Source organism: Marinomonas alcarazii, from assembly GCF_003208215.1.
Taxonomy (GTDB): Bacteria; Pseudomonadota; Gammaproteobacteria; order Pseudomonadales; family Marinomonadaceae; genus Marinomonas; species Marinomonas alcarazii.
In genome coordinates this window covers 139651-165503 of record NZ_QKLW01000006.1, presented here as the reverse complement: position 1 = coordinate 165503, position 25853 = coordinate 139651, and the positions used below count along the sequence as shown (strand labels likewise).

22 protein-coding genes are annotated in these 25853 nt (G+C 45.4%); 9 read left to right on the top strand and 13 right to left on the bottom strand.

Going from position 1 to position 25853, the window contains the following annotated elements:
• Positions 1 to 7: 7 nt before the first annotated feature.
• Together DFP75_RS13200 and DFP75_RS13195 are read right to left on the bottom strand one after the other, a co-directional pair.
• On the bottom strand, positions 8 to 1072 hold the full coding sequence (locus DFP75_RS13200) for an HlyD family secretion protein (RefSeq protein ID WP_110576423.1): 1065 nt from the start codon (positions 1070 to 1072) through the stop codon (positions 8 to 10).
• Between the two features lie 22 nt (positions 1073 to 1094).
• Positions 1095 to 1526: a MarR family winged helix-turn-helix transcriptional regulator gene (locus DFP75_RS13195; RefSeq protein ID WP_110576421.1), complete on the bottom strand. Its 432-nt coding sequence runs from the start codon at positions 1524 to 1526 to the stop codon at positions 1095 to 1097.
• A gap of 204 nt (positions 1527 to 1730) precedes the next feature.
• Between DFP75_RS13195 and DFP75_RS13190 the strand changes: the two genes are divergently transcribed.
• A complete protein-coding gene (locus DFP75_RS13190) occupies positions 1731 to 2480 on the top strand; it encodes an SDR family oxidoreductase (RefSeq protein WP_110576419.1) in 750 nt (249 codons plus the stop codon).
• A gap of 13 nt (positions 2481 to 2493) precedes the next feature.
• On the opposite strand, the gene DFP75_RS13185 is transcribed toward DFP75_RS13190, so the two are convergent.
• From DFP75_RS13185 to pdxR, 7 genes are all read right to left on the bottom strand, one after another.
• Positions 2494 to 4158 (bottom strand): tannase/feruloyl esterase family alpha/beta hydrolase, encoded by a 1665-nt coding sequence (locus DFP75_RS13185; RefSeq protein WP_110576417.1) that lies wholly within the window; start codon positions 4156 to 4158, stop codon positions 2494 to 2496.
• Positions 4159 to 4324: 166 nt separating this feature from the next.
• Entirely contained in the window at positions 4325 to 5215 is an 891-nt protein-coding gene (gene cyoE / locus DFP75_RS13180; RefSeq protein WP_110576415.1) for a heme o synthase, read from the bottom strand.
• Positions 5216 to 5286: 71 nt separating this feature from the next.
• Entirely contained in the window at positions 5287 to 5607 is a 321-nt protein-coding gene (cyoD, locus tag DFP75_RS13175; protein ID WP_110576413.1) for a cytochrome o ubiquinol oxidase subunit IV, read from the bottom strand.
• Positions 5607 to 6230 (bottom strand): cytochrome o ubiquinol oxidase subunit III, encoded by a 624-nt coding sequence (gene cyoC / locus DFP75_RS13170; RefSeq protein WP_110576411.1) that lies wholly within the window; start codon positions 6228 to 6230, stop codon positions 5607 to 5609. Before cyoC ends, cyoD begins: the two co-directional genes overlap by 1 nt.
• 2 nt (positions 6231 to 6232) lie before the next feature.
• Positions 6233 to 8212: a cytochrome o ubiquinol oxidase subunit I gene (gene cyoB, locus DFP75_RS13165; protein ID WP_110576409.1), complete on the bottom strand. Its 1980-nt coding sequence runs from the start codon at positions 8210 to 8212 to the stop codon at positions 6233 to 6235.
• A complete protein-coding gene (gene cyoA / locus DFP75_RS13160; RefSeq protein ID WP_110576407.1) occupies positions 8212 to 9270 on the bottom strand; it encodes a ubiquinol oxidase subunit II in 1059 nt (352 codons plus the stop codon). The genes cyoB and cyoA overlap by 1 nt, the downstream gene beginning before the upstream one ends.
• A 776-nt stretch (positions 9271 to 10046) precedes the next feature.
• Positions 10047 to 11522: a MocR-like pyridoxine biosynthesis transcription factor PdxR gene (pdxR, locus tag DFP75_RS13150; RefSeq protein ID WP_110576402.1), complete on the bottom strand. Its 1476-nt coding sequence runs from the start codon at positions 11520 to 11522 to the stop codon at positions 10047 to 10049.
• Between the two features lie 105 nt (positions 11523 to 11627).
• Between pdxR and DFP75_RS13145 the strand changes: the two genes are divergently transcribed.
• From DFP75_RS13145 to DFP75_RS13135, 3 genes are all read left to right on the top strand, one after another.
• Positions 11628 to 12278 carry a pyridoxamine 5'-phosphate oxidase family protein gene (locus tag DFP75_RS13145; protein ID WP_110576400.1) on the top strand — a complete coding sequence of 217 codons (651 nt, stop codon included), beginning with the start codon at positions 11628 to 11630 and terminating at the stop codon, positions 12276 to 12278.
• Between the two features lie 245 nt (positions 12279 to 12523).
• Positions 12524 to 13645, top strand: coding sequence for a PheS-related mystery ligase SrmL (gene srmL, locus DFP75_RS13140; RefSeq protein ID WP_110576398.1), 1122 nt, complete (start codon positions 12524 to 12526; stop codon positions 13643 to 13645).
• A gap of 223 nt (positions 13646 to 13868) precedes the next feature.
• Positions 13869 to 15275 carry an alanine/glycine:cation symporter family protein gene (locus DFP75_RS13135; protein WP_110576396.1) on the top strand — a complete coding sequence of 469 codons (1407 nt, stop codon included), beginning with the start codon at positions 13869 to 13871 and terminating at the stop codon, positions 15273 to 15275.
• Between the two features lie 109 nt (positions 15276 to 15384).
• Here DFP75_RS13135 and DFP75_RS13130 read toward each other — a convergent pair whose 3' ends face one another.
• Complete coding sequence (locus DFP75_RS13130) at positions 15385 to 15600, bottom strand: DUF2798 domain-containing protein (protein ID WP_110576395.1); 216 nt, start codon at positions 15598 to 15600, stop codon at positions 15385 to 15387.
• 149 nt (positions 15601 to 15749) lie between these two features.
• On the opposite strand from DFP75_RS13130, the gene DFP75_RS13125 reads away from it, so the two are divergent.
• Together DFP75_RS13125 and DFP75_RS13120 are read left to right on the top strand one after the other, a co-directional pair.
• Positions 15750 to 16640 carry a LysR family transcriptional regulator gene (locus tag DFP75_RS13125; protein ID WP_110576393.1) on the top strand — a complete coding sequence of 297 codons (891 nt, stop codon included), beginning with the start codon at positions 15750 to 15752 and terminating at the stop codon, positions 16638 to 16640.
• 83 nt (positions 16641 to 16723) lie between these two features.
• Positions 16724 to 17530 carry a TSUP family transporter gene (locus tag DFP75_RS13120; RefSeq protein WP_110576391.1) on the top strand — a complete coding sequence of 269 codons (807 nt, stop codon included), beginning with the start codon at positions 16724 to 16726 and terminating at the stop codon, positions 17528 to 17530.
• Between the two features lie 270 nt (positions 17531 to 17800).
• Here DFP75_RS13120 and DFP75_RS13115 read toward each other — a convergent pair whose 3' ends face one another.
• Entirely contained in the window at positions 17801 to 20710 is a 2910-nt protein-coding gene (locus tag DFP75_RS13115; protein WP_110576389.1) for an FAD-binding and (Fe-S)-binding domain-containing protein, read from the bottom strand.
• A 246-nt stretch (positions 20711 to 20956) separates the two neighbouring features.
• Between DFP75_RS13115 and DFP75_RS13110 the strand changes: the two genes are divergently transcribed.
• Entirely contained in the window at positions 20957 to 21736 is a 780-nt protein-coding gene (locus tag DFP75_RS13110; protein ID WP_110576387.1) for an FCD domain-containing protein, read from the top strand.
• A 5-nt stretch (positions 21737 to 21741) separates the two neighbouring features.
• Here DFP75_RS13110 and DFP75_RS13105 read toward each other — a convergent pair whose 3' ends face one another.
• Positions 21742 to 23031 carry an MATE family efflux transporter gene (locus tag DFP75_RS13105; protein ID WP_110576573.1) on the bottom strand — a complete coding sequence of 430 codons (1290 nt, stop codon included), beginning with the start codon at positions 23029 to 23031 and terminating at the stop codon, positions 21742 to 21744.
• 406 nt (positions 23032 to 23437) lie between these two features.
• On the opposite strand from DFP75_RS13105, the gene DFP75_RS13100 reads away from it, so the two are divergent.
• Together DFP75_RS13100 and DFP75_RS13095 are read left to right on the top strand one after the other, a co-directional pair.
• Positions 23438 to 23641, top strand: a complete 204-nt coding sequence (locus tag DFP75_RS13100) for a hypothetical protein (RefSeq protein WP_110576385.1) — start codon at positions 23438 to 23440, stop codon at positions 23639 to 23641.
• Position 23642: 1 nt separating this feature from the next.
• A complete protein-coding gene (locus DFP75_RS13095) occupies positions 23643 to 24068 on the top strand; it encodes a group II truncated hemoglobin (protein WP_110576383.1) in 426 nt (141 codons plus the stop codon).
• 145 nt (positions 24069 to 24213) lie between these two features.
• Here the strand turns inward: DFP75_RS13095 and norR are convergent, their stop codons facing one another.
• A complete protein-coding gene (gene norR / locus DFP75_RS13090) occupies positions 24214 to 25794 on the bottom strand; it encodes a nitric oxide reductase transcriptional regulator NorR (protein ID WP_181417030.1) in 1581 nt (526 codons plus the stop codon).
• Positions 25795 to 25853 lie beyond the last annotated feature (59 nt).

Below are 25853 nucleotides of genomic sequence, written 5' to 3'. Positions count from 1 at the left end.
TATCGCCTCACAAAGCTACACCGAGCAAACGTCGATGATGTTCTGTATCTATGGTGACATTTGCACTAAAGCCTGTACGCAACACGGGAGTGTCTTGTGTCTCATCCACGGATACTTTCACCGTGAGTCGCTGCACTATTTTCACCCAATTACCCGTGGCATTTTCGGCAGGAATAACGGAAAAACTCGCACCTGTTGCAGGACTAATGCTTTCAACCTTGCCATGCAAGGACACCCCAGGATAGGCATCTACTTCGATTTCTACTTCTTGACCAGGCTGAACATAGGTCAGATCTTTTTCGGTAAAGTTCGCAGCGATCCATTGCTGTTGATCAGACACCAATACCATAGAGGTGGAACCTGCCGTTACATACTCTCCGCTATTAGGAACCTTAGCGACCACGCCAGATGCTGGCGCTCTAACATTAACGTGACCAAGGTTGATTCTTGCTTCATCTAGTGCCGCTTGAGCAGCTTGATAACTTGGATGGTCTTCCAGTGGCGCACTAGGGTCTCCGCCCAACGCTTCTTTCAAACGGAATAAATCTTTTTTCAATGTCGCGACCTTAAGCTCGCTGACTTCTGCCGCTTGTTTCGCTTGGTCAAACTGAGTATCAGAAATGAACTTTTGCTTTAGCAGATTTGCCTGACGTTTTTCTTCTCGTTGGTTAAAAGCGAACTCGTTCTCAGCTTGATTAATCTCCGCTTTTTTCTCTTCGTATGCGGCTTTTTGTTCCAAGATATTCAATCTGACTTGCTGAAGCTGAGCTTGTGCTTTGGCTTCCGCAACTTTGAATGGCGTGGCATCAATACTAAATAACAACTGGCCTTTGGAAACTTTTTCGTTTTCTTTAACAGCAATGAACTGAATAGGCCCAGATACTTCGGTGTTTATCGTCGTTATATCGGACTGAATATAGGCATTATCAGTCTCTACATAGCGGCCACCTTTCATATAAACATAGGCCGATGCCACAACGACAACCAAAGGTAATACCACTAACAAAGCTCGGCGCGTTTTATGCTTTGCAACATGCTTTGGTAATGGTGGGGTTGTTTCTTGCTCACTCATAGTGGGTATTTCTCCGGGTACATTAGTCTATATTAGGCAAATCGGTTGATAAATTTGTGTGCACAATGAGTAAAGCGTTCAACATAGCGCTGGCTTGTTCTTCTGTTAAACCTTGCAAGGCTTTCTCTTGAACTCGCTTAACTTCCTCGTCAATTTTCTCTAACAACGGACAAGCTTGATCCGTTAAATACAAACCATAGGCTCGTCTATCAGTTGGATCAGGTCGACGCTCAACGAGGTTATCCTCCGCTAATTGATCGATAAGACGAGCAAGCGTAATTGGCTGGATATCTAACATTTCAGCTAAAGCAACCTGTCGAATACCTTCGCTACGGGCAACATAAACCAATGCTCTTGCCTGCATAGGCGTCATTTCTAAATTGCTTTTTGTGTATTCCCGACGCATCAGCCGAATGATATCTGTCAAAAGAAAACCGAGATTTTGTGTCTGCATTTATATCACCAAAATTAATACCCTATAATTATTATATACATTACTTATTATATTCAACGCCGCCTAATCAATCTGACAAATGATTCCTTAATCTAACTATAACGCCATGGACTGCTTCCTTAATTCATAGGCAAGGACCAACTGGTTTCGACCAGAGGAGCATAGTATCGTTAACGGATGATCGGATAATAAAAAGGACATTTCATGAAAAAACCAACCCTCTTAGTAACAGGTGGCGGCAGAGGTATTGGAGCAGCCAGCGCAATACTGGCAGCTAAGCAAGGCTATCGAGTCGTGATCAACTATAGAAAAGACGTAGACGCAGCTGAGCAAGTGGCAGCGGATATTCTTGCCTTAGGAGGTGAAGCGTATTGTATTCAGGCTGATATCAGTAAGGAGGAAGAAGTTCGTGCAATGTTTTCTTTGATCAAAGGAAAATGGGGAAGGATTGATGCTTTAGTGAATAGTGCGGGCATACTCGATAAGCAAGCACGCTTTGTTGATACTCAAGCAGAGCGCTGGCAACGCATCTTCGAAACGAATGTGTTTGGCACCATGCATTGTTGCAAAGCGGCGTTTCAGGACATGGCTGTGAGCTGTGGCGGTCAAGGCGGGGCTATCGTCAATGTGTCGTCGCTTGCCTCTGTTTATGGGTCACCCAATGAGTACGTAGACTACGCTGCCAGCAAAGGGGCTATCGATTCATTTTCGAAAGGCTTTGCCTTAGAAGTGGCAGGAGATGGCATACGCGTCAACGTCGTTCGACCAGGCTTGATTTATACAGACATGCACGCCGACGGAGGCGAAGCTGCCCGTGTTGACCGCATAGGCCCTACATTGCCTTTGCAGCGTGGCGGTCAGCCAGAGGAAGTCGCAGAGGCCATTTTATGGCTACTAAGCGACAAATCCAGCTACACCACAGGTGGTTTTATTGATGTCGGTGGTGGCCGCTAAACAGCGGCATAGTTTATTTACTCACGACACACTGAAAGGAACTCGCCTTCTGCAAACTGCCTTGTCGATATCTCGCATAGGATGGGTAAGGACAAAGAGGGCGAGTTAATCCAGCCATACGCGCTGTTATTTCTGGGTTATCCAAACGCGTTGCCGCCACGATACTTTGAGGCGCATTTTTACGCTCTACCCACGAAATAAGCGGTTGAAGCATATCAAACTGATCGACAGATAAACCACCTTGTCCATGAGGCATTCCTGGAACACGATATAAACGTACGAACTCAGAGGCTCGCCCTTCAAGAGCAAAGTCCAAGAAATCATACCAGCGTACAGTGTCTTTTACAGAGAAAACAGGGTCACTATTGCCATGGAAAATAATCATTTTCCCACCGTGGTTGCGAAACCCTGTTAGTTTTGGCTTAGCGGCATCAGGCGGAGTCATGAACGACATCGCAGATTCTTTAAATTGACTATTCGTCGAAAAGATTTTCGGTGCATCTTTATCAAAATCAAAGTTCAATAAATAGTTTTCCAAAGAATACACATCGCCGGCCACATTGGCGTAAGGAGTCGTGAAAATATGCGCTAGGGAAGCACCGCCCATGACTAAACTAATTGGCTTATTGCTCCACGCGGAAATATTACTTTCCAGCCTCCACATACGCCAATTATTAGAACGAATACCGCTGTCATAAACCCAATCAGTATACAGCGCTTGGTTTTTAGAATTATGTGGGCCCATATGCATACGCATCAATGCCGCAACTTTATTTAATGGCAGGCAATCTCTATCTAGATCACTCTTACAAACCAATGCCTTTGGATTAAATATTTTTTGACAAGCATCCACTGCGAAAATCAAATCATCGTTAACACCGTCTAATTTATCGCATTGAGTGAGTAGCTGATTAGTAAAAAACTCTAAATCCCGCTGACTCAAAGCCTGACTGATATCATCGTCGACACGACGTAAAGCCTGAATGTCCCAAGCATGCTGTAAAGCGGCTTTGGGTAAATTAAAGCCGGGATAGCCAACTAGCAATCCATCAAACATCTCAGGAAACCGAGACGCGGCCACCATCGCCATACGACCACCGTTAGACTGCCCAAGCCCGTAAGCATATCGAATCGGAGATTGGTAATAACTTTCAACTAAGGATCGCGCTACAGGGTTGAGCTTTTGCACAGCACTATAGCCGTAATCTCGACGAGCCTCAGGATCATGACCAAACGCCGCACCGCCAGCTAGCCCCATTTCAGGGTAAGCTTGTGCATCGTGGCCACCATTGCTTGAAACCACCGCAAAACCTTGGTTAATAGCATATTGAGCGTTAACCAGACCTGTAATTTTACCTAATGCAGGCTTTACCACTCCGTCGTTGCCACCATTAAATTGATAAGCAAAGCGGCCTTGCCAGAAGCTCGGCAAACGTAACTCAAATTTGATCGAATAAAATTTGTTATCGACACCCATACGACGAGCCATAACGCCAGAGACTAAACAATAAGGACTTCGAACATCCCTATCAGCCCTTATCATTGCTGTCTTAATGTCTACATTTTTAGGTGCTTTTGTGACGAGCGCTTGGCAATTCTCTACATTCGCATAAATAGGGTTTGCCGCAAAAATAAGCCAAACAGCAATAGATGTCGTCAAAGCAGAAAGCAATTTCATTCAAATCGTCCTTTTTGATACTAGGTGCCAAACCGAAAAGTCACACTTAACGATGAGATGCCATAGGCAAGTATTCAAAATAACCAATAATGAAAAAAATAGAAAGTTATCAAGATGGGGAAGAGAAATAAAAAACGGGCTAAAAGCCCGTTTTGATAAGCGTGAATTAATGAGCGCTGAACACCAATAAGTTAGGTGAAACTTCATTAAAATCCACTGCCATAGTCACACTTAGCGCAGTTACCGTAATGATAGAAAAGAAGAACACTTGTCGTGCCCAACCATTCACATCTATACCAGGACGGTAGCCTCGTAACGCCATTGCAAGCCACCAAAGGCTAGTCGCCAGAGCAACCACCATAAAGCCTATCCCGACATATCCTGTTAGCGGTAATAAGGCCGCAACAACCGCAAAGGCGGCGATATGAAGAATAATATGGCGTTTTGCCTTTGCAATGCCTTGTGACACTGGCAAAACAGGAATACCTGCTGCTTCGTAATCTTTATAGCGAAAGATAGCAATCGCGTAAGAATGTGGCATTTGCCAAATACAAAACATAGTTAACAAAATAGCAGCACCAGCATCAAACTGACCTGCTGCAGCGCAATACCCTACAACTGGAGGAACCGCGCCTGATAAACTACCAACAAACGTGCCATAAACGGACTTACGCTTGAAGTACAATGTATATAAGCCGACGTAAACTACGTAACCAAATACCGCGAAAGCAACCGCGACCCAGTTCGTAAAATACGACAATAAAGCCAAACCAATTACACCTAATACAACGCCATGGAAGAATGCCGCTTTACCTGACATTTCACCATTCACCGTCACACGGTTACGCGTGCGCTGCATTTTTGCATCAATATCTCTATCAACATAGTTGTTAATGGCACAGCCAGAAGCAACGACCAACGACAAGCCAATGACTGTCGCTAGCATAAGAATCCAGTCAATCTCGCCACGAGAGGCTAAAAAGAAGCCCCCCGCAACAGAGATGAGGTTGCCCATAATGATGCCAGGCTTAGTCACCTGAAGATAACGCTTAAACATTTTTATGGGCTCCCATCGGACACGTATCACTTATCATGAAAGAAGTCCGCATAATCATCAAACAACTCTGCTTACATCATCATTGCGTTGGAAGCGTAGATAATCCATACGGACAACGCGACAACCATCACAATAATTACTGCAGAAAAGATGAATGAATAAGTGTCCAACTTGCCTTGTTCAGAGAAGTCCAAATGAAGGAAGTACTTCAAGTGAACAAAGATCTGAATAACAGCCAACACAACGATTGTGATATAAGTTGGACCTTTATCAAACGCTTCTGTCATAACCATCCAAAACGGAATACCAGTCAAAATAACGGACCAGATAAACCCAATGATATAAGACTTAACACTACCGTGTGAGTGCGCTTCAGAAGAATGATCGCTCATTAGATCGCCCCCATCAGATAAACAACGGTGAAAACACAAATCCAGATAATATCCAAAAAGTGCCAGAACAAGCTTAGGCAAGACAAACGAGTCAATGATCGGCTTGTTAATCCTGTAACTATGATTTCGACAGCTAGAATAACCATCCAAATCAAACCAGCTGTAACGTGCAAACCATGTAATCCAACAAGGCTAAAAAACGCTGACAAGAATGCACTGGCTTGAGGGCCGTTACCATTATGGATCAAATGCTGAAATTCATATATTTCTAGGGCTATAAACACACCACCAAAAATAAAGGTCGCCAGCAACCACATTAACGTGCCTGAACGATTTTTGTTATGAGCACAAATCATCGCAAAACCGAATGTGATACTTGAAACAAGTAACGCAGCCGTTCCTGCTAGGATTAGCTCAAGATCAAAAATCTCTTTACCAGAGACACCACCTGCTGTGTTCATAAAGAGCACAGCGTAGGTAGCGAAGACTGATGCAAAAAGCAAGCAGTCTGTCATTAGGTATAACCAGAACCCGAATACGGTGTTGCCACCAGTATCGTGGTGCTCGTCGTGGTGTGCACCAGCTTCGTGAGCGTCGTGCGTATTCATATGTGTAGTGCTCATGATTACCCCTTAGCCACGTTATCTAGATGCTCATTTTCGATCTGAGCGATTTCATCAGGCTGAACATAGTAATCAACATCTTTGGTGTAGGCGCGAGCAATAAAGGTCACGATAGAACCTACCAAGCCAACGATTGCTAACCACCAAATATGCCAGATCATTGCAAAACCAAATGCTGTAATAAGAGCACCGATGATAATCCCAGCCTTAGTATTCTTAGGCATGTGGATAGGGGCATAGCTTGCTTTACGAACGTAAGCAGTGCCTTTCTCTTTCATATCAGTGAAAGCATCGATATCAGACACAACTGGAAGTTCAGCAAAGTTGTAGAACTGTGGCGGAGAAGCCGTAGACCACTCTAGCGTATGACCATTCCATGGATCACCAGTCGTATCCAAGTTTTGCTTGCGATCGCGGAAGCTGACGTACAATTGTAGCAACTGGCAAATAATACCCGCCATGATAACAAAAGCACCAACAAGAGCGATGTACAACCAAATGTTCCAATCTGGGTTATCCGTGTGGTTAAGACGACGAGTCATACCTAGGAAGCCCAAAACGTACAATGGCATGAAGGCTAAGAAGAAACCAACTAACCAGCACCAGAACGCCGCTTTACCCAATTTCACATTTAGGTGGAAGCCCATTGCTTTAGGGAACCAGAACGTGAAACCAGCTAGATAGCCGAATACCGCGCCACCAATGATGGTGTTGTGGAAGTGAGCAATCAAGAATAGGCTGTTGTGCAATACATAGTCAGCGCCAGGTACAGCAAGTAGAACGCCTGTCATACCACCAACGGTGAAGGTCACCATGAAACCAAGAGTCCAAAGAACCGGCACAGTCACACGAAGGCGACCACGGTACATAGTGAACAACCAGTTAAATAGTTTCACACCTGTCGGTACGGCAATGATCATAGTCATAATACCGAAGAAGGCATTAACGTTCGCGCTGGAACCCATGGTAAAGAAGTGGTGAAGCCATACGATGAAACCAAGAATGGAAATCGAAGCTGTCGCCCAAACCATAGATTTGTAGCCGAACAAACGCTTACCAGTGAAGGTAGACACAATTTCAGAGAAGATACCAAATGCTGGAAGTACAAGAATGTACACCTCAGGGTGACCCCAAGCCCAGAACAAGTTGATATACATCATTGAGTTACCGCCGCCATCATTCGTAAAGAAGTGGAAGTCTAAGTAACGGTCAAGCGTTAGCATTGCTAGTACAGCAGTCAAAATTGGGAAAGATGCTGCGATCAAAATGTTGGCCCAAGTACAGGTCCAAGTGAAGATCGGCATATCCATCAATTTCATGCCTGGAGTACGCATTTTGAATACTGTCGCCAAAAAGTTAACAGCCGTTAATGTCGTACCAATACCGGATATCTGGAGTGCCCATATATAGTAGTCAACACCAACCCCCGGACTGTATTGCAAGCCAGCCAATGGCGGATAAGCCACCCAACCAGTTTTAGCAAACTCACCAAGACCCAAAGAGATGTTGATCAATACCGCACCAGAAACCGCTAGCCAGAAACTAAGGTTGTTCAAGAACGGGAAGGCAACGTCACGAGCACCAATCTGTAGCGGTACAATGATGTTCATCAAGCCGATCATAAATGGCATAGCCATAAAGATGATCATGATGACGCCGTGTGCCGTAAAGATTTGGTCGTAGTGACTTGGAGGTAGATAACCAGGGTCACCGTTCGTTGCAAGTGCAAGCTGCAAACGCATCATGATTGCATCCGCAAAACCACGCAGCAACATCACAAATGCTAGAACGATGTACATAATACCCAGTTTTTTATGGTCAACTGACGTCAACCAATCATTCCAGAGTACACCAAGCAATTTGTTTTTAATAACTAGGAAGGCGACCACGCAACCCAAAACCGCAACCACACACAAAGTGGTGATAACGATCGGATCGTATGGAAGAGCGTCCCACGATAGTTTGCCTAAGAGTGCAGACATTATTTTTCAGCCTCCATATGCATATCATGCGATGAGTCTTGAGACTCGCCATGATTCATATCACTTTGATTCATATCACTTTGATTCATTTCGCCATGGTTCATTTCACCGTGAGCTGAATTATCGTGAATCATTTTAGAATCAAAAACAGTTCCTTCAAGCAACTCAACTTTGCCGTGATCTTTCATGAACTTCATAACATTGTCCATAAAGATGCTTGATTCAATCGAGTTGTAATATTGAACAGGTGTTGGCTCAACGTGATGCGCATCGATTTCATGTTCAGCAAGTTTCTCATAGGATGCTTGATTCAAGACGCCATTATTGATGACATCATGAGTTCCAGCTTTAACGCCCTCAACCCAAGCATCGAAATCTGCTTCTGTTGGTGTAGCGATTGCTTTGAACTTCATTCCAGAGAAGCCGGCACCACTGTAGTTTGCTGACATACCGTCAAATGAACCAGGCTCATTTGCAATCAAATGAAGCTTAGTCACCATTCCCGCCATTGAGTAAATTTGGCTACCCAATTGAGGAATGAAGAACGAGTTCATCGTGCCTTCAGATGAAATTTGGAACGCAACAGGAACGTTTGCAGGGAATCGCAATTCATTCACGGTAGCAATGCCAAGATCCGGATAGATAAACAACCACTTCCAGTTCATCGAAACGACCTGAACGTTGATATGATCTTTATCCGACTTCAAAGGTTTGTAAGGATCCAATGAATGGGTTGATTTCCATGTAATCACACCAAGGATGATGACGATCACAATTGGAATAGACCAAACAATAGTTTCAATTTTTGTGGAGTGTGACCATTTTGGTTCGTAGATCTCGTCACGACCTTCACGGTATTTCCAAGCGAAATACAGTGTCATGAAGATGACAGGAATTACTACAAGCAGCATCAACAAAGTCGCAACTATAATTAGCTGCTTCTCTTCAATACCAACTTGCCCTTTAGGATCGAGCACACCACCCTGACAACCGGCGAGCAAGCCCACCATTAGCGCCAAAGCGACTTTACTTAGGATACGAGTTAACAAGAGAATCATCCTCTAACCCCGAGGTTCACAAAACTGCCACTTGAATATCAAGCAACAGAACGAAAATCCGGCTAATGCCGGGTATTTCAGTAAAGATCACCATACTGAGAACAGCACAAAAACCATTACTAAGTTAATACTATTAACGCAGTAATGATTTTTTTGGATCACCTAAATCTGAAAAAGGGAGCTCTACATCTCAACATGCGTCGGGCCTCAGCACGACTTGCTTGCTCATTAGGAGCAACATGAACTAAAGAGAAGGCCATTTTCTGGCGAGCAGGGTTGATATTGGTCATAACGGGCCAATAACTAACCAATAATAGAGTGATAAAAACAAGGCTAAAAAGTAGCCCTGCTTTAAAAATAAGGTCAGAACTGATAACGCTTAGGTTATCTGCAAAGGAAGGAGCGGCTGTAAATATAAAGAAACACACGAACAAGCAAGACACAGCTATCACAGGGCGTAAAGAATCCGCCAAGACGCTGGATACTGTATGCATAAAATGATGCAAAATGTCTTGAAAATTGTTCAATTTATCCATCCGATTCATAAAAACAAAAGTGCAAATGCCGTCTTTACTCGCTTCATACGAATTCAAGTGGGCGAAATATAGCAAAATTTAAGCAACCACACAAAGCGTAGTTTAGCCTTTGTTCTTCTTTGCTTCACTGTCTTTTTATAAAAATTCACATTCTAAGCAAAGGAAAATCCCTGCTTTTTGCTCTCATCCCAAGAGCAACGCCCTTAAAAGACGATTTCTTTACAATGTGCAAATCCTACTTTATCCCAGTTTTTTCTTAAACCAATGCTCCAATGCGACAACAATGTGCACCATAGTTTCATCTTTCGCACCACTAAAGCCCAATAAAAAGCCCAAACGTGAAGCACAATGAGCGTCACTATAATGTGAGGACAGAGGCGAAAGCTCGATGCCTTGTTGCGCAAGATCCTGCGCTATATGTTGATCCAATGCCGTCTTCGAAGACAAAGCAGATACAACAGAGGATTTCAGTATTATTAAGACATGCATCCCCCCTCGCGGCTTTCTCCATTCAAACCAAGCGCCTAACTGTCTCTCAAGCAGCTGAATTAGGAAATCCCGTTTAAAGCGATAATGGCGACGCATCTTATTTACATGGCGATTAAAGTGACCTTGTTGCATAAAATCCGCGACAGCAGGCTGCATAGGTAACGAAGCAGACGTCCCCAGCACTCGCTGACTTTTATGCAATGCCGCAACATGCCTTGTCGGAGCGACAATAAAACCAAGCCGCAAGCCACGAAACAGCACTTTCGAAAAACTCCCCACGAAGAACACGCGATCACGAGCCTGTTCATGCATACTCGCCGTTTGCATAAAAGGTACATTACTGCGGCCTTGGTAAATAAACTCATTATCGTAATCGTCTTCTACCAACCACCAGCTTGAAGAGTCATTGTGCAGCGCTTGCAACCATTGCTGACGTCGCGCCACACTGATATTAACGCCAAGAGGGTATTGCCGATTTGGCGTGACAATCGCCACATTTGAAATTTGTTCACTTTCTGGTAAGCATGGCCCATCGTCATCAATATAGAGATCGCCCGTTTTGACCGATGCAGAAATGGCTTGGCGAATCGGCGGGTAAGTAGGCTCTTCAAACCACCATTTCATTGACGAGCCAGCAGCCCCTTCCAACGCGGTAATGGCATGCTGTAATAAAAACAGCGAATCCCGACTGCCAGCCGTGACAATAATTTGCTCTGCCGAGCAATCAAGGCCGCGAACACGATACAAATAATCGGCTATTTCGGCTTTTAAATCCGGGTACCCTGTCGCATAACCACCTTGCAATACAGTCATGTCTGGATTTAGCCAACTGCGTCGCATACTGGCCGCCCATTCCTTAGTAGGAAAAACAGACACATCAGCACCAGAATCAAACGCCCATTTTGTAGATAATGTACTACGTGATAAGAAATCCGCTCTGAATTGTTTTGTCACACTCTGATTCACCATGGGCAACGCAGCAACAAACACACCACGCTTTTCTTCGCTGGTTAAAATGCCTTCCGCAATTAACTGATCATAAGCTCGCGACGTAGTACTGCGTGAAACACCCAACGAACCAGCGAGCAAACGCGAGGAGGGTAACTTGTCACCCACAGATAACGCTCCCGAAACAATGCCTTGCTGGATTTGCTCAATCAACTGTTGGTAATAAGGAGCGCCTTCGTCATCAAGTGAAAAGCGCACACTGCCTATACCGTGCTTCATATCTGGCCTGCTTTTTTATATTGATTCTGGCTATTTTTATAACGGCCAGATTTTCTTAAAGTCTTGTTATAGCCAACACCTCAACAAGACTCAAGGGAAGAATGCATGGGCCAGTCACTCGAAGAAACAGCATTAAGCAAAGTGAAAAGAGGGCCGAACAGAGCCTCCTATGATAAAGACCTAGCGCTAGACATTATTGATGCCGCGCTAATGTGTCACGTCGGGCAAACCAAAGATGGCCAAGTTTTTGTTACGCCAACGAGCCATTGGCGCGAAGGCGACTACTTCTACTGGCACGCACACTCTAAAGCGCGCAATGTGAAAGGCCCAATCGACAAGCCGGAAAAGGTCTGCATTAACGTGAGCTTATTAGATGGCTTGGTTTTAGCTCGTTCCGCCATGCACCATTCGGTGAATTATCGCTCTGTGACCTTATTTGGGGTGCCGGAATTGATCGACGATAAAGATGAAAAAGTGCGCCAGTTCAAACTTTTCTTGGACAAAGTCAGCCCTGGACGCTGGGAAACTCTACGCCCGGTCAACGATCAAGAGATCAAAGCCACTGGCGTCGTGCGCATCAAGATCGACGAAGCCTCGGTCAAATTCCGAGCAGAACCACCAATCGATGATCCAGCCGATAACAACTGGCCTGTGTGGGCAGGTGTTATGCCTCTAGAAAGACGCTGGGGTGACGTTGAACAAGATCCTATTCAAACGGCGCACTATCCAGCACCCAAGGCTCCCGATGCTTTTTAACCTCAGGGACAAGATCTGCACCAAAGGATCTTGTCCCTCCTAATCGAGCCTGCTAGTATCAAAATCATGACGTATCTTATTGCACGATCACATCGATTTATCAGCCTCCGAGTCCCTAAACTGGACGCGGCGGCTTTGCTCTTTCTGAAATAACCTTTCAAAGACAAGCTCTCTCCGAGTCCTGACTCGGAGGAATCCAAAAAGATTGCATTGAATTTTTTATCTTGGATTTATGGAGCTTTATTATGTCTACGCACAACTATCTAACCCACGAACAATTACTTCACGCACTGTCTCTACGTGACCTGAGCAACCCTTGTCACGGCATGCATGCCATGCAGCAACTCATTAGCGAAGCTGAAACCGCAGTTTCATCACTTTGGCCTTGTTACTTACAACGTGTAAATGCTAATCCTATCGTGCCAGTCTACGAAAACTACGACGCCCTCGGTTATCCGACCGATGGAGCATCAAGAGACGCTCGCTACAGTCGCTATATTTCAAATAGCTTAATGCTACGCACGCAAACATCCAGTACTGTGCCAACCTGGTTAAAAAGTTGGCAAAGTCTGCGACCGGAGTCTGTCGGGATAATCAGTCACGGATTGGTTTATCGTCGCGACTGCATTGATCGCTGGCATTGCGCAGAACCTCATCAACTGGACATCTGGATTGTATTGCCAAAACATCAAGCAGAAGACAATCAGATATTGAAAGAATCCATTTCAGCGCTGATGAAAACCTTGTTACCGAATCATGTCGTACAACAATCCAAATCGCCGCATCCTTACACCATGAATGGCACTCAGCTAGACGCTGTAGAAGATCAAAATCTAATTGAAGTAGGCGAGTGCGGCTATATAGATCCAGACTTATTAACCAGAAATGGTTGGCCAGAAAATGACTATACTGGCGTCGCCATTGGGTTAGGATTGGATAGAATACTGATGCTGCGCAAAGGCATTCCCGACATTCGATTGCTTCGAGATGCAGATCCACGGATTGAGCAACAAATGCTCGATTTATCCCCTTGGCGGCCCGTCTCGCGACAACCGAAAGCCGAGCGAGATATTTCGATTGTGGTGGACCAAAATTGCGATATGGACATTATCGGCGATCAAGTTCGTATCGCCTTAGGAGAACAAGCCCATTGGCTAGAAGAGCTTAAACTTTTATCTCGAACACAATACCAACAGTTACCAAAATCAGCGGTAGAAAGGCTAGGAATGACGCCTTCACATGTCAATTTACTGTTACGAATTAGTTTGCGTCATCCAACCAAAAGCGTACCAACTCGTCTCGCTAACGAACTGAGAAATGAAATTTATTTATCGCTAAATCAAGGACATAACTACTTAGCAAACTAATTCAAACAGCAAACACCTACAACCCCCCAACCACTTTTATGCACTTTTTATGTGCATGGAAGTGGTTTTTTTCTTGCGGTTTTCCGTAAAATCGCTACCCTTGCACACTTTTTTACGACTCCGCGCGTTTCTTGGAAAGGTCTTTTTATCAAAAAAATCTTTCCAATATTCAACCCACGAACAATAAAACAATCGATATTATCGAATAAAGGGAGTGCCCTACATGGCAGCCATCATCAATTTTTTAAATGACATTTTCTGGGGTTATATCCTCATTTACGGACTACTGGCCGTTGGCGTTTATTTTACATTGCGCCTTGGCTTTATTCAGGTTCGACGCTTTCCCGAATTCATTCGCACCGTCCTTAAAGCACCACAAACTGACCGTGGCGGTATCTCTCCTTTCCAAGCACTTTGTACCAGTTTGGCTTCCCGAGTAGGCACTGGCAACATGACAGGTGTTGCTGTTGCTCTTTATCTAGGTGGCCCTGGCGCTATTTTCTGGATGTGGGTTGTCGCTGTTATTGGTATGGCTACCGCTTACGCAGAGAGTACCTTGGCTCAGCTTTACAAAGTACGCGACCAAAATGGACAATTGCGCGGCGGTCCAGCGTTTTACATCAGCAAAGGCTTGAAAGCGCCTTGGGCTGGCGCTGTCTTTTCGCTTGCGCTTATCTTGGCATTCGGTTTGGTATTTAATGCGGTTCAAGCCAACTCAATTGCGGGTGCAATGGAAGGCGCATTTGGCATCGATACTAATGTTACTGGCATCGTCATCATGTTGTTGGCAGCGATTGTTATCTTCGGCGGCATCAAAAAGATTGCACGTTTTGCTGAAGTCGTTGTGCCATTCATGGCCGTTTTATACCTACTGCTTGCCTTGTATGTCATCTTCACCAATATCTCTGACGTCCCTGCGGCCTTCGCGTTGATCTTCAAAAGCGCATTTGGTATTGAACAAGCGGCTGGCGGTGTTTTAGGTGCTATGCTAAACGGTGTTAAACGCGGCTTGTTTTCTAACGAAGCGGGTATGGGTTCTGCACCAAACATTGCAGCGGTTGCTACGCCAAACCCTCATCACCCAGCATCTCAAGGCATGGTTCAATCATTAGGTGTTTTCATTGATACGCTACTGATTTGTACAGCAACAGCCTTGATGATTCTATTGTCTGGTGCCTTGGGTAACGGTCAAACTGGTATTATGTTGACGCAAACCGCCCTAACAACTCACATTGGTAGTGCAGGTCATTACTTTGTTGCTATTGCGATTTTCTTCTTCGCTTTCACGTCCATCATCGGTAACTACAGCTACGCAGAAAATGCGCTGACTTACCTAAAATGGGCGAACAAACCAGGCATTTTTATCCTTCGCATCTTAGCGCTTGGCATGATCCCATGGGGCGCTTATGAAAGTGTGGCAATGGTATTCAATGCCGCGGATGCAGCAATGGGTCTAATGGCAACGATCAACTTAATCGCCATCATGATGCTATCTGGTTTAGTCGTGAAGTTAACCAAAGACTATTTCAATCAATTGAAAACGCATACACCAGTTTTCAATTCCGAAGACTACCCAGAAATTCGTGATGATATCGACTTAACCGTTTGGGATGAAAAGCCAAGCAAATAAGTTCTACTGATGTAAAACAGGCTTAGCCTTGTTTCAAACACAAAAAACCCGCTGACCAAGCGGGTTTTTCGTTTCTGGCTCTATACTTAAGGAAGCCTTATCTTGAATACTAGATTTTAGCCGCTAATTTATGCGCTAAACCATGCAAAAACGGCCCAGCAATAAAAGAAATAATGCCAGCAGCTGGCCAAGCGAGCACCCAAGAATGCATCCATAATTCAATAAAATCAGCTCTAGCGCCAATATTCAAAAAGGTAATCCACGCTGACATCACCAATGACAAAGTAAACGACATTAAGATGGCAAACAGTATTCTGTGTTTCATTTTTCTCTCCTGATTAACTTATCGCCTTCTCTAAATAGAGTGCCCCAGACGAAAAGTAAGTAAACGACTCAAACTCTTAGTTCATACTAGCAAACAACAATATTTGTAAATATACTGATTTTTTAAAATCAAATTTACGAAAATGCAAAATGCTTGATGACCTAAAGATTTTTATCACTGCCGCCAATAAACATAGTCTGACGGCTGCTGCCCAGCACCTTGATATGACCATAGCCACCGTATCTCGCCGTATCAGCGCTCTTGAGCAAAAACTTGGCTGTGAGTTACTACATCGTTCTACCAAAGGCCTCAAACTCACGCCGGTAGGAGAAAGTTACTACGAAGAATGCGCCGAGTTTATCGATGCATTAGACCAGCGTATTTCTAATTTAGATCAAACACTAAACAGCCTAAAAGGTGACTTAAAGGTATTAGCGCCAGTGAATTTAGGCAGTGGACCACTGGACGCCTTTTGGCAAAATTTTGTTCGGCGATATCCTGATATCGAATTAAATATCGAGCTTAGCAATTCCCTTCAAGACATCAGAGACACAAGAGCTGACATAGCTCTACGTTCAGGCAATCAGCCCAGCTCGTCATTGATCCAAAAGAAACTAGGCCACATTATTCCAATCTTAGTCGCTTCACCAGAAGCCTCCTTCTTACTCCCTAAAACGATAGAAGACTTGCAGCAAGCGCCGAGTATTGCATCGCATATTTTTTCTGACTGGTTACTGATGAATAAGCAAGGCGATCTTCATCCACTCAACAAAGAGCATCGACACCTTAGTAACGATATGACCATCACCCTAAATCTTGCTAAAGCGGGTGCAGGCATTGCCTTAATGCCTATGAGTATGGTGATGAATGCCCTTGAAACGGGCGAACTGGTTCGAGTATTACCTGAATGGCGTGGTCAAAATCGAGAGATTTTTCTTGTCTGGCCTTATCGACGCAGCTTATCGGCCAGAGCCAAATTATTGCGCGACGAATTAACTCAGTTTCTCGAGCAGCAAACATGGTTTCACTCAAGCCCTTAGCCTAAAAAGCAAGAGTTTAAAAAGACAACTTTGGTTACACTAACGTTCGAATAACGACAGACCCGCTCTAAACAAGGATCAACATGGAACACTTACTCTGGTGGCAATACGCCTTAATCGGCGCCATTTTTATATGGAGCGGCTTTGTTCGCAGTGGCTTAGGATTTGGCGGGGCGGTGCTCGCGTTACCTTTTCTTTTATTAGTGAAAAACGATCCGCTGTTATTCTTGCCGATTATTTCCATTCATCTTTTAGTGTTTTCCAGCTGGATTGCTTGGCAAGGATCAAGAACCCTAAAGAAAGAAACGAAATCTGCAACAGATAATAGTGACATACCAAAAGAGGCACAAAGCAACATCGCTTGGGGTTATTTAAAAAAAGCCCTTGGCATCATGATAGTTCCGAAACTCATCGGCGTATTTGGCTTATTAACTTTACCGGGCAACATAGTCACTGGCGTAATTTTTGTCATCGTTGCTGTCTTCGCTGTGTCTTATATCCTGAATAAACCCTTTTACACCAACAACAAATTCCTCGACACGGTTTTCCTTATGCTGGGCGGTTACGTGAGCGGTACTTCCTTAATTGGCGCACCGCTTATCGTCTCTGTCTTCGCTACCAAAGTTCCCCGCCATCAACTGCGCGATACCTTATTTGTACTTTGGTTTATCCTCGTGATGATCAAAATGGTGTCATTCCTCATCGCAGACATCGACCTACAACTGATCCATCAACTTTGGTTACTGCCTTGCGCCTTAATTGGCCACGTCTTCGGACAAAAACTCCATAACCGCATTCAAAAAGCCGAAACACCCGTCTTCTTCCAATTCGTCGGCTGGGCGCTGCTCATCGTCTGCGGATTTGGCTTGTATTCGACGTTTATGCTTTAGTCTGTGGTTTCACTGTTACAAGATCAACTCTCGCTCCGGCGCTAAAGCGCAAACATCCGCGAGATGTTGATCTTGTAACCGCTATATCAGAGTCAATTGCTCAAAAACATTTATGTGCAAACATCCGCGAGATGTTGATCTGGTAACTCAGAGCCTTTGACCAGACAATTTTGTAGGCCGGATGAACCGAGGGACGAGGTGTAATCCGGCATTACCACATATCAAAAAACACATGGCGTAATCCTTTTCTTCGGTCAAAACAACGCCGGATTACGGTCGTTCCTCCCTCATCCGGCCTACAGATTGAGTTAATTGATCCACCAGATAGACGATGGATTGATACTCAATGCCGCTGTGTTCCGATAAGCCAATCTCGCAGGTGCGGCTGTTGGAGTAACCCACTTCGCAGTCTTCTACCGCTTTGGCTAGGGTTTTCAAGGCGCTGGCGTTGAGCTCTGGAGTGGAGAAGCCTTTGTCGCCAGCAAAGCCACAGCAGGTAATGTCTGGCGGAATCACGACTTCATCGGCAAGTTGGTGAGCCAGTTGCACGAAGCTGTCGGCGAGTCCCATACGGGTTGTGCTGCACGTTACATGCAGCGCAATTTTACCAAGCTTCTCTTTTACCATTAGGTTTGGCATCAAATAAGTCGAGACAAAGCCTACTTGCTCATGCAGTTCCAAACAAGGATCAAGGCTTTCTTGCATTCGTAACAGGCAAGGGCTCACATCACAAACGATAGGGATTCGTCCGTTATCGCTGGCGTCGAGCAGTAAACGATTGAGGTCATTGGCTTTTTGGTTGGCTACGTCGAATTGCCCTTTGGACTGAAACGCCATACCGCAGCATTGACTGTCGATATTATTAGGTACAGTGACTTTGTAGCCTGCTTTTTGCAATACAGAGAACATCACCTCCATGACGGAGCGTTTATCGTCGGCATTTGGCCCCGCGCCCATGACACGAGTCGCACAGCTAGGGAAGTAGATGACTTCTTTTTGTAGGTCATTGCTTTGCATATCATCACATTGCAAGACAGGAATAGACTTCAATGATGACGCAGCATTGGGCATCTGTTTATGCCACTTAGGCACAGCACCATTGGAGACTTTATTCATCGCCGAACTAATGGTTGTCATGCCTGAGTCACCCATAACTCGACGGGCACCACAGGCAAGGTTGAGGCCGACTCTTGCTGTTTTGGTCACGCCTTCAAAATGATCAGCAACCCAATACCCGACTTTGCTGTTTGGATGGCGATCATGACGTAATTCGCGGGTTAAATCGCCGGTATTGATGCCTACGGGACACTGCATCGAACACAAGCCACAGCCAGCACAGGCATCAACCCCTTGATAATCATAGTCTTTTTTTAACTCCGCTAAGCGTTGCGGATCTGTACCCATTGCGGTTAATCGCTGAATCTCACGCCAAATCACTATGCGCTGACGCGGCGTTAAGGTAATGGATTTAGACGGACAAGAGGATTCACAAAAGCCACATTCGATGCAGGTATCGACTTTGTCATTGGCCCTTGGCAAGGGTTTGAGATTCTGGACATGCAAGTTGGCATTGTGCGACAAGATCACATCTGGGTTCAGCAAGCCTTGCGGATCAAACGCACGCTTGATTTCCCACATGATGTCGTAGGCTTCTTTACCCCACTCCAACTCCACATAAGGCGCCATGTTACGGCCTGTGCCGTGTTCCGCTTTTAACGAGCCCTTGTATTTCACTGCAACGAGTTGCGCTACTTCGTCCATCAGTTGTTCATAGCGCTTTACTTCGTGCGGGTCATCGAAGCCTTGGGTAAAGACAAAGTGTAAGTTGCCTTCTAAAGCATGACCGAACAAAATTGCTTCACGGTAACCATGTTTTTGAAACACGCCTTGCAACTCTAAAACACCTTCGGCGAGTTGTTCAACAGGGAAGGCGACATCTTCAATGATGACTGTCGTGCCAACTGGACGCACTGCACCAACGGCAGGGAACAAGCCTTTGCGGATCTTCCAATAGGAATCGTAAGTGACTTTGTCTTGGGTAAATTCAATCGGGTTCAGCGTTGCTTGGTCGCTTAATGCTTGTCTCACCAAGGCCAAATTGGCGTCTAATTCTTCGGCATCTGCGGCGCGTACGTCGACCAATAAACCGGCCGCTTGCGTGCCAAGAGACGACAACAGTTCCGGCATCCCAGGCTTGCCTTCCACCGCACGTAAGCCAGCACGGTCAATCAATTCTACCGCAGAAACCGGTGAGCTTTTTAACGCCGTCACCGCTCGGCAGGTGATTTCCATATCTTCAAAGAAGATCATCGCCGCGGCTTTAATAGGGTGATCGACCACGGTTTCGTAGGTAACTTCGCTGATAAAGCCCAAAGTCCCTTCGGAACCGATCATCAAATGCAACAAGATATCAAACGGATCATGGTAATCGGTTAGGCTGTTTAAGCTGTATCCTGTCGTGTTTTTTAAACGGTATTTGTGTCTAATTCTTTCAGCCAGTTCGCTATTGGCTTGCACGCTTTTAGACAAACGAACCAGCGTATCAAGCAAGTCTGCATGACGATTGCCAAACGCCAATCGGCTAGCGCCGTCAGCGGTATCCAGTAACGAGCCATCGGCAAAAATTAAACGCGCACTTTGGATAGTATGATAGCTATTTTGCGCTGTGCCACAGCACATGCCGCTGGCGTTGTTGGCGGCAATACCGCCAATCATACAAGCATTGATAGAGGCGGGATCTGGGCCGATTTTACGCTGAAAAGGCGCCAATAGTTGATTCGCGCGCGCACCGATAATGCCTGGTTGAAGTGAAATATGATGGCCGTGTTCGTGGATCCGATGGCCTTTCCAGTTATCAGACAATTGCATCAAAATGGAGTCGGTGACCGCCTGCCCAGACAAACTCGTTCCTGCCGCTCGAAATGTCACTGGCAAATTACGTTTTCTGGCTTCTTTCAGCACCAACTGCACTTCCGCTTCGTTATCGACTCGCACTACCAGCTGCGGAATCAGCCGATAAAAGCTCGCATCTGTGCCATACGCCAAGGTGCGCAGTGGATCGCGGATCAATCGAGTCTCATCAATCGCGCCACTTTTCGCGTTTTTCAGCGCCAAGTAAAAGTCGTGATATTGAGCTGCTTTATCAGCAAGTGAGTCGATAGCAGTTGTAACTGTGTTCATCAGAAGTCCCACGGCGAGTCGCCTGTTTTTATTATTTATACTAAAAATTAGTGCTAGACAAATTGGTCATACCAATTTACCTTTAAAATATAAAGCACATTAAAAACCCTGAGATACTTTGTCAACTGATAGTTTAGTCGATATTTCGTGAATTTTAGCTGCAATATCAATTGGTTTTACCACTTTTAAACTTATACACAGCAAGCGCGAAAGCCAACTTTATAGAATACATTTTTAGGAAAAGTCATGGAATCCAATCACTTTGGTCGCGTTAAACAGCCGAAAATTTCCGACATCATCATGAAAGAGTTAGAAAGCATGATTTTGGAAGGCAGTTTTACGGCGGGGCAAAAACTGCCACCAGAAAGGGAGTTAGCCGCACGCTTTGAGGTATCTAGACCTTCGTTACGGGAAGCCATTCAAAAGCTGATCGCGCGCGGCGTGTTATTCAGTCGTCATGGCGGCGGCACTTATGTGTCAGAACAGCTCGGCAGTTCCTTCGCCGATCCCCTGCAAGATTTGCTCAGTTCCCACGATGAATTTTTATACGACCAATTGGAATTTCGCGATGCGCTAGAAAGTCTCGCTGCTTACTACGCGGCGTTGCGCAGTACCGATGCAGACAAGACCAAACTTACGCATTGCTTTAATCAGCTGATAGAAGCCAACCAAAACAAAGCTTTCGCCTTGGAAGCCAAGTTAGACGTGGAATTTCACATGATCATTGCGGAAGCGGCGCACAATGTGGTGTTGCTGCACACACTTCGCAGCCTACACGCCATGTTGGCGAAAAGCATTTCGAGTAACCTTAGGAATCTATTCGAGAAACAAGCCGCTCGTCAGCGCGTAATGGAACAACACACCAACCTTTATCAAGCCATCATGGCTGGCGACGCCGAAGCCGCTCGCACGGCGGCACATACGCATTTGGTGTTTGTGGAAGACAACTTATTAAAAATGCGCCAAGAGGAAACACGGATACTACGCTCGCTACGTAGAAACGAGCACCAGAAATCAGATAATTAAAGAGGTTAAAGGTTCTCGAACCAAACACCTTTTTTCATGTTTTGCAGATAACACCAATAAAGCGTAATCGCTCTTGCGATAAACAACATGGCTTGGCTAAACCATAAGCCATGATTACCCAACCCTTGAGTCATAAACCAAACAGGAAAAAACACGCAGACCACACAAATGATCATGGTGTTTTGCATTTGCTTTACGCTGGTTGTGCCGATGAAAATGCCATCCAGCATAAAAGACCAAATACCCAACAGAGGGAAGAAGATAAGCCAAGGTAGGTACAGAGCCGCATCATCTCGCACGGTTTGTACGTTGGTTAGTAAGGCGATGATTTGATTACCAAAAAGCCAAAATACCAGCATCAAAATAACCGCTGCAAACAGCGCCCAATAGGTAGAAAGCTGAATCACTTTTTGAAAATTGGCTTTGTCTTTGCGGCCATAATATTCACCACATAAGGCTTCTACCGAAAAAGCAAAACCATCCAAGGCGTTAGAAATGATCATCAAGAAAGTTAGTAACACCGCGTTGGCGGCAAGAATAGAATCTCCTTGGCGCGCACCTTGTGCGGTAAAAAACAACATCACTAACAACAAGAGGATGGTCCGCACAAACAGGTAGCGGTTCACTTTTACCAAGGCCATGTATTCGCGCCATTTTGCTAACACACTTAGCGGCACATGACCGGAAAAGCCTTTTAGCTTATGCCAAGCCAATACGCCAGCAACAGTGACGCCAATATAATGCGCAAACACGGTCGCCCATGCCACACCGTCACTCGCCATGCCTAATCCATAAACCGCGACATAATCGAGCACCATATTGGCAACGTTGATCACCAACAGCATCCACAGTGGGCCCTTGGAATATTGCACACCAAAGAACCAGCCCATTAAGGCATAACCCGCTAGTACGGCTGGCGCACTAAGTATGCGCGCTTCGCAATACAAGCGTGCCCAAGGTTCAACCTCAGCACTGGGTTCCATTAAGGTGATCGCCAAATCAATCAAAGGCGCTCGGAACAAAATCAGCATTAAACCGATGAATACACCCATCAAGATTGATTGCAAAAGCAGTTCACGAACGCGTCGTTCGTCACCTTGTCCCAGGGCTTGTGCGGTCAATCCGGTTGAGCCCATGCGCAAAAAACCAAATGCCCAAAAGATAAAGCTGAAAATACTTGCGCCAATTGCCACTGCAGCAAGGTGCGTTGCCGTACCCAAGTGTCCGACGACGGCGGTATCCACTAAACCCAACAAAGGCGTGGTGATGTTCGACACCATTGGCGGCCACGCCATGCGCCAAATTTTCTGGTTCAAAACGGCATTTGCACGAAACGAGCAAAAAATAGAACTGGGGGATAACTTTGACACACGGGTCTCACTTGTGAGTATTTAAAATTCTGTGGATAAAAAATAGTCAAAACGGAAAAACAGGAACACACTGATCTGTGGAAAATAATATCAGTTATTCACAATTCAGGGCAGTTCTTAATGACTTTGTGCAATAATTGGTCAAAAAACGGTAGTTAACAGGTATAATTCTCGTTTATCACCTACTTACCCACAAAAATAGGCCGAACACATTCGCTAAAATTCAATGTTTCTAATATTGGATAAGTGATGCTTTTTTCCACAATCGTGCTCACATCGTCGCGGAAATTTGCTAGACTCGCGTTTATTTTTTATCGTTTGGAGAACTGTTATGCCCAAGAAACTCAAACCCTTTATTGAAGGTTTAGCCGTAGGGTGTGTCTTCATCAGTATTACTATGCTGTTTCAAATTCCACTTTACATGAGTTTCATCATTGGCGCGTTGGCGGCACTGGGCGGTTATCGCAACTCGATCAAAATGGACAAAGAGAAAGAAGCGAAAAAAGCACAAAACCAACCAAAAGACGCCGAATAACATGACGGTGTCTAACCCTCCCGTTTATGGCGAAGGCGATGCGACTCTACAAGCTGTCGGCGGATTACCGGGCTTGCAAAAATTAGTCGAAACCTTCTATCGCATCATGGAGAGCACGCCAGAGTTTCGTCCGCTGTTTGATATGCATCCAAGTGATATCGAACTGACCATCGACAAGTTGGTGTCATTTTTATCCGGTTGGATGGGCGGCGAGAAATTGTTCTCGAAAAAGTATGGCCCCATCAGTTTACCTCAAGCTCATGCCCACCTAATCGTCACTGAAAAAGAAAAAGCCATGTGGCTAAACTGCATGGCAGCGGCACTCGACGAACTGGGTTACGCAGACGAATTAAAAGCGTATTTGCTGCCTAAACTCGAATTTCCTGCTGAACGCATTCGCCAAGTAAGTGCAGCGAGGCATGGCTAAGAACTTGCAACCCCTCCCAACCCTCCCCTTGAAGATAAGGGGAGGGGACAAAAAGTCTTAGCTCCTCCCTACTTGTGTATTGAAAAGGGAGGGAACAAAGCGGTACTGCTCCTCCCCCTGCTAAGGGGGAGGCTGGGAGGGGGTTTTAACTTCTTACCTCCTTAGCAACGACAACACCTAGGCGTTTTGCCAAGCGGGCTAGGTTGGCGCGGTCCATAGACAGCTGTTGAGCAGCTTTAGTCCAGTTCCCTTCGTTCGTTTCCAATGCTTTACGAATCATATTTCGTTGGTAAGCTTCTGTTTCTAAACGCAAATCTATTGTTTCTTGATGGCCTGTAATGGGCCGTAATGTTTCATTGCTCTGTATCTTTTCTTGAATGCTGTTATCAATTTGTAGCCCTGTTAAATGTGCTGGAGAGATAATAGTGATGCCATTTGTCTGTCCTGTCTTAACAGCTTCGGCCTTAGAAAAGAGCGCCGCACGGGAAATGACATGCTCTAATTCACGTACATTTCCTGGCCAGTGATACGCTTCAAGCATGTAGATAGCTGACGCAGATAACGTCAGTTGCTGAAGCCCTAATTTACGTCGGAAACGCTCAGCGAAGAATCCAGCCAACACAGGAACATCGCCTTGTCGTTCTCGTAATGGCGGTACGTGAATCGGGAAGACGCTGAGGCGATGGAATAAATCCGCACGAAAGCGATTTTCTGCGACTTCAGCTTCTAAATGTCGATTAGTCGCCGCGATAATACGAACGTTTACTTTGCGAATTTGATCTTTGCCAACCGCCTGAATCTCTTGATTCTGAATGGCTCGGAGTAACGTTCCTTGCACTTCCAACGGTAATTCACCAATTTCATCCAGCAATAAGGTTCCGCCGTCTGCCAACAAGAACTTACCATCTCGGTCTCGGTCAGCTCCCGTAAACGCTCCTTTTACATGGCCAAACAGCTCACTTTCGATGAGGTGGTGCGGAATCGCGGCGCAGTTGACATAAACCATAGGCGCTTCAGCGCGAGAAGAATGCTCATGCAGCGCTCTTGCCACCAGCTCTTTGCCTACGCCCGTTTCACCTTCGATCAGAATAGAAAAATCCGACGAGGCAACCAGATTAATCGACTGTTTAAGGTCTTGCATCGCTTTGCTTTGGCCGATCATTTCACTACTTTGCTCGCCAATTACCTTCAATACATTTTGGGCATGTTGCGACTGGTTTTCTAATTGTTCCATCAAGATGGCGGTATTTAGTGTCATGGCTGCCATGGTGCCGATGATTTCTAACGCACGCGCGTCGATATCATCAAAAACGCCCGGTTGGATACTGTCTAAGGTGACAACTCCGATTAATTTCCCTTCCAAATACAAAGGCACGCCCATGCAGGAATGCACAGGCAAATTCTCGTCATGGCCTAACACCATGCCATCGTAAGGGTCGGGAAGAGGTGAGTCTGTTGGAAAACGAACCGGATAATGGTCACTGCTAATCGCTTTCAAACGTGGGTGTTCATCGATGATAAATCGGCGTCCCATCAGGTCTTCTGATAAACCGCGCTGGGCAAGCGGTGTCAGTACGCCATTGCTGTGAGAAAGCAGCACAACAGCATCGCAGTTGATCGTTGCCCGCACAGCATAAACCAATTGTTCGAAGCGATTCGGCTGCGTCACCGCGCTAGCAAGATCGAGGGCAAAACTCAGTAAAGCGTTGTTAGAAACCTGATTCATAGTTATCAGCTCAAAAGGCGAATTGGTTTTCGTGTCAATTTGACTCAAAGATATCATAT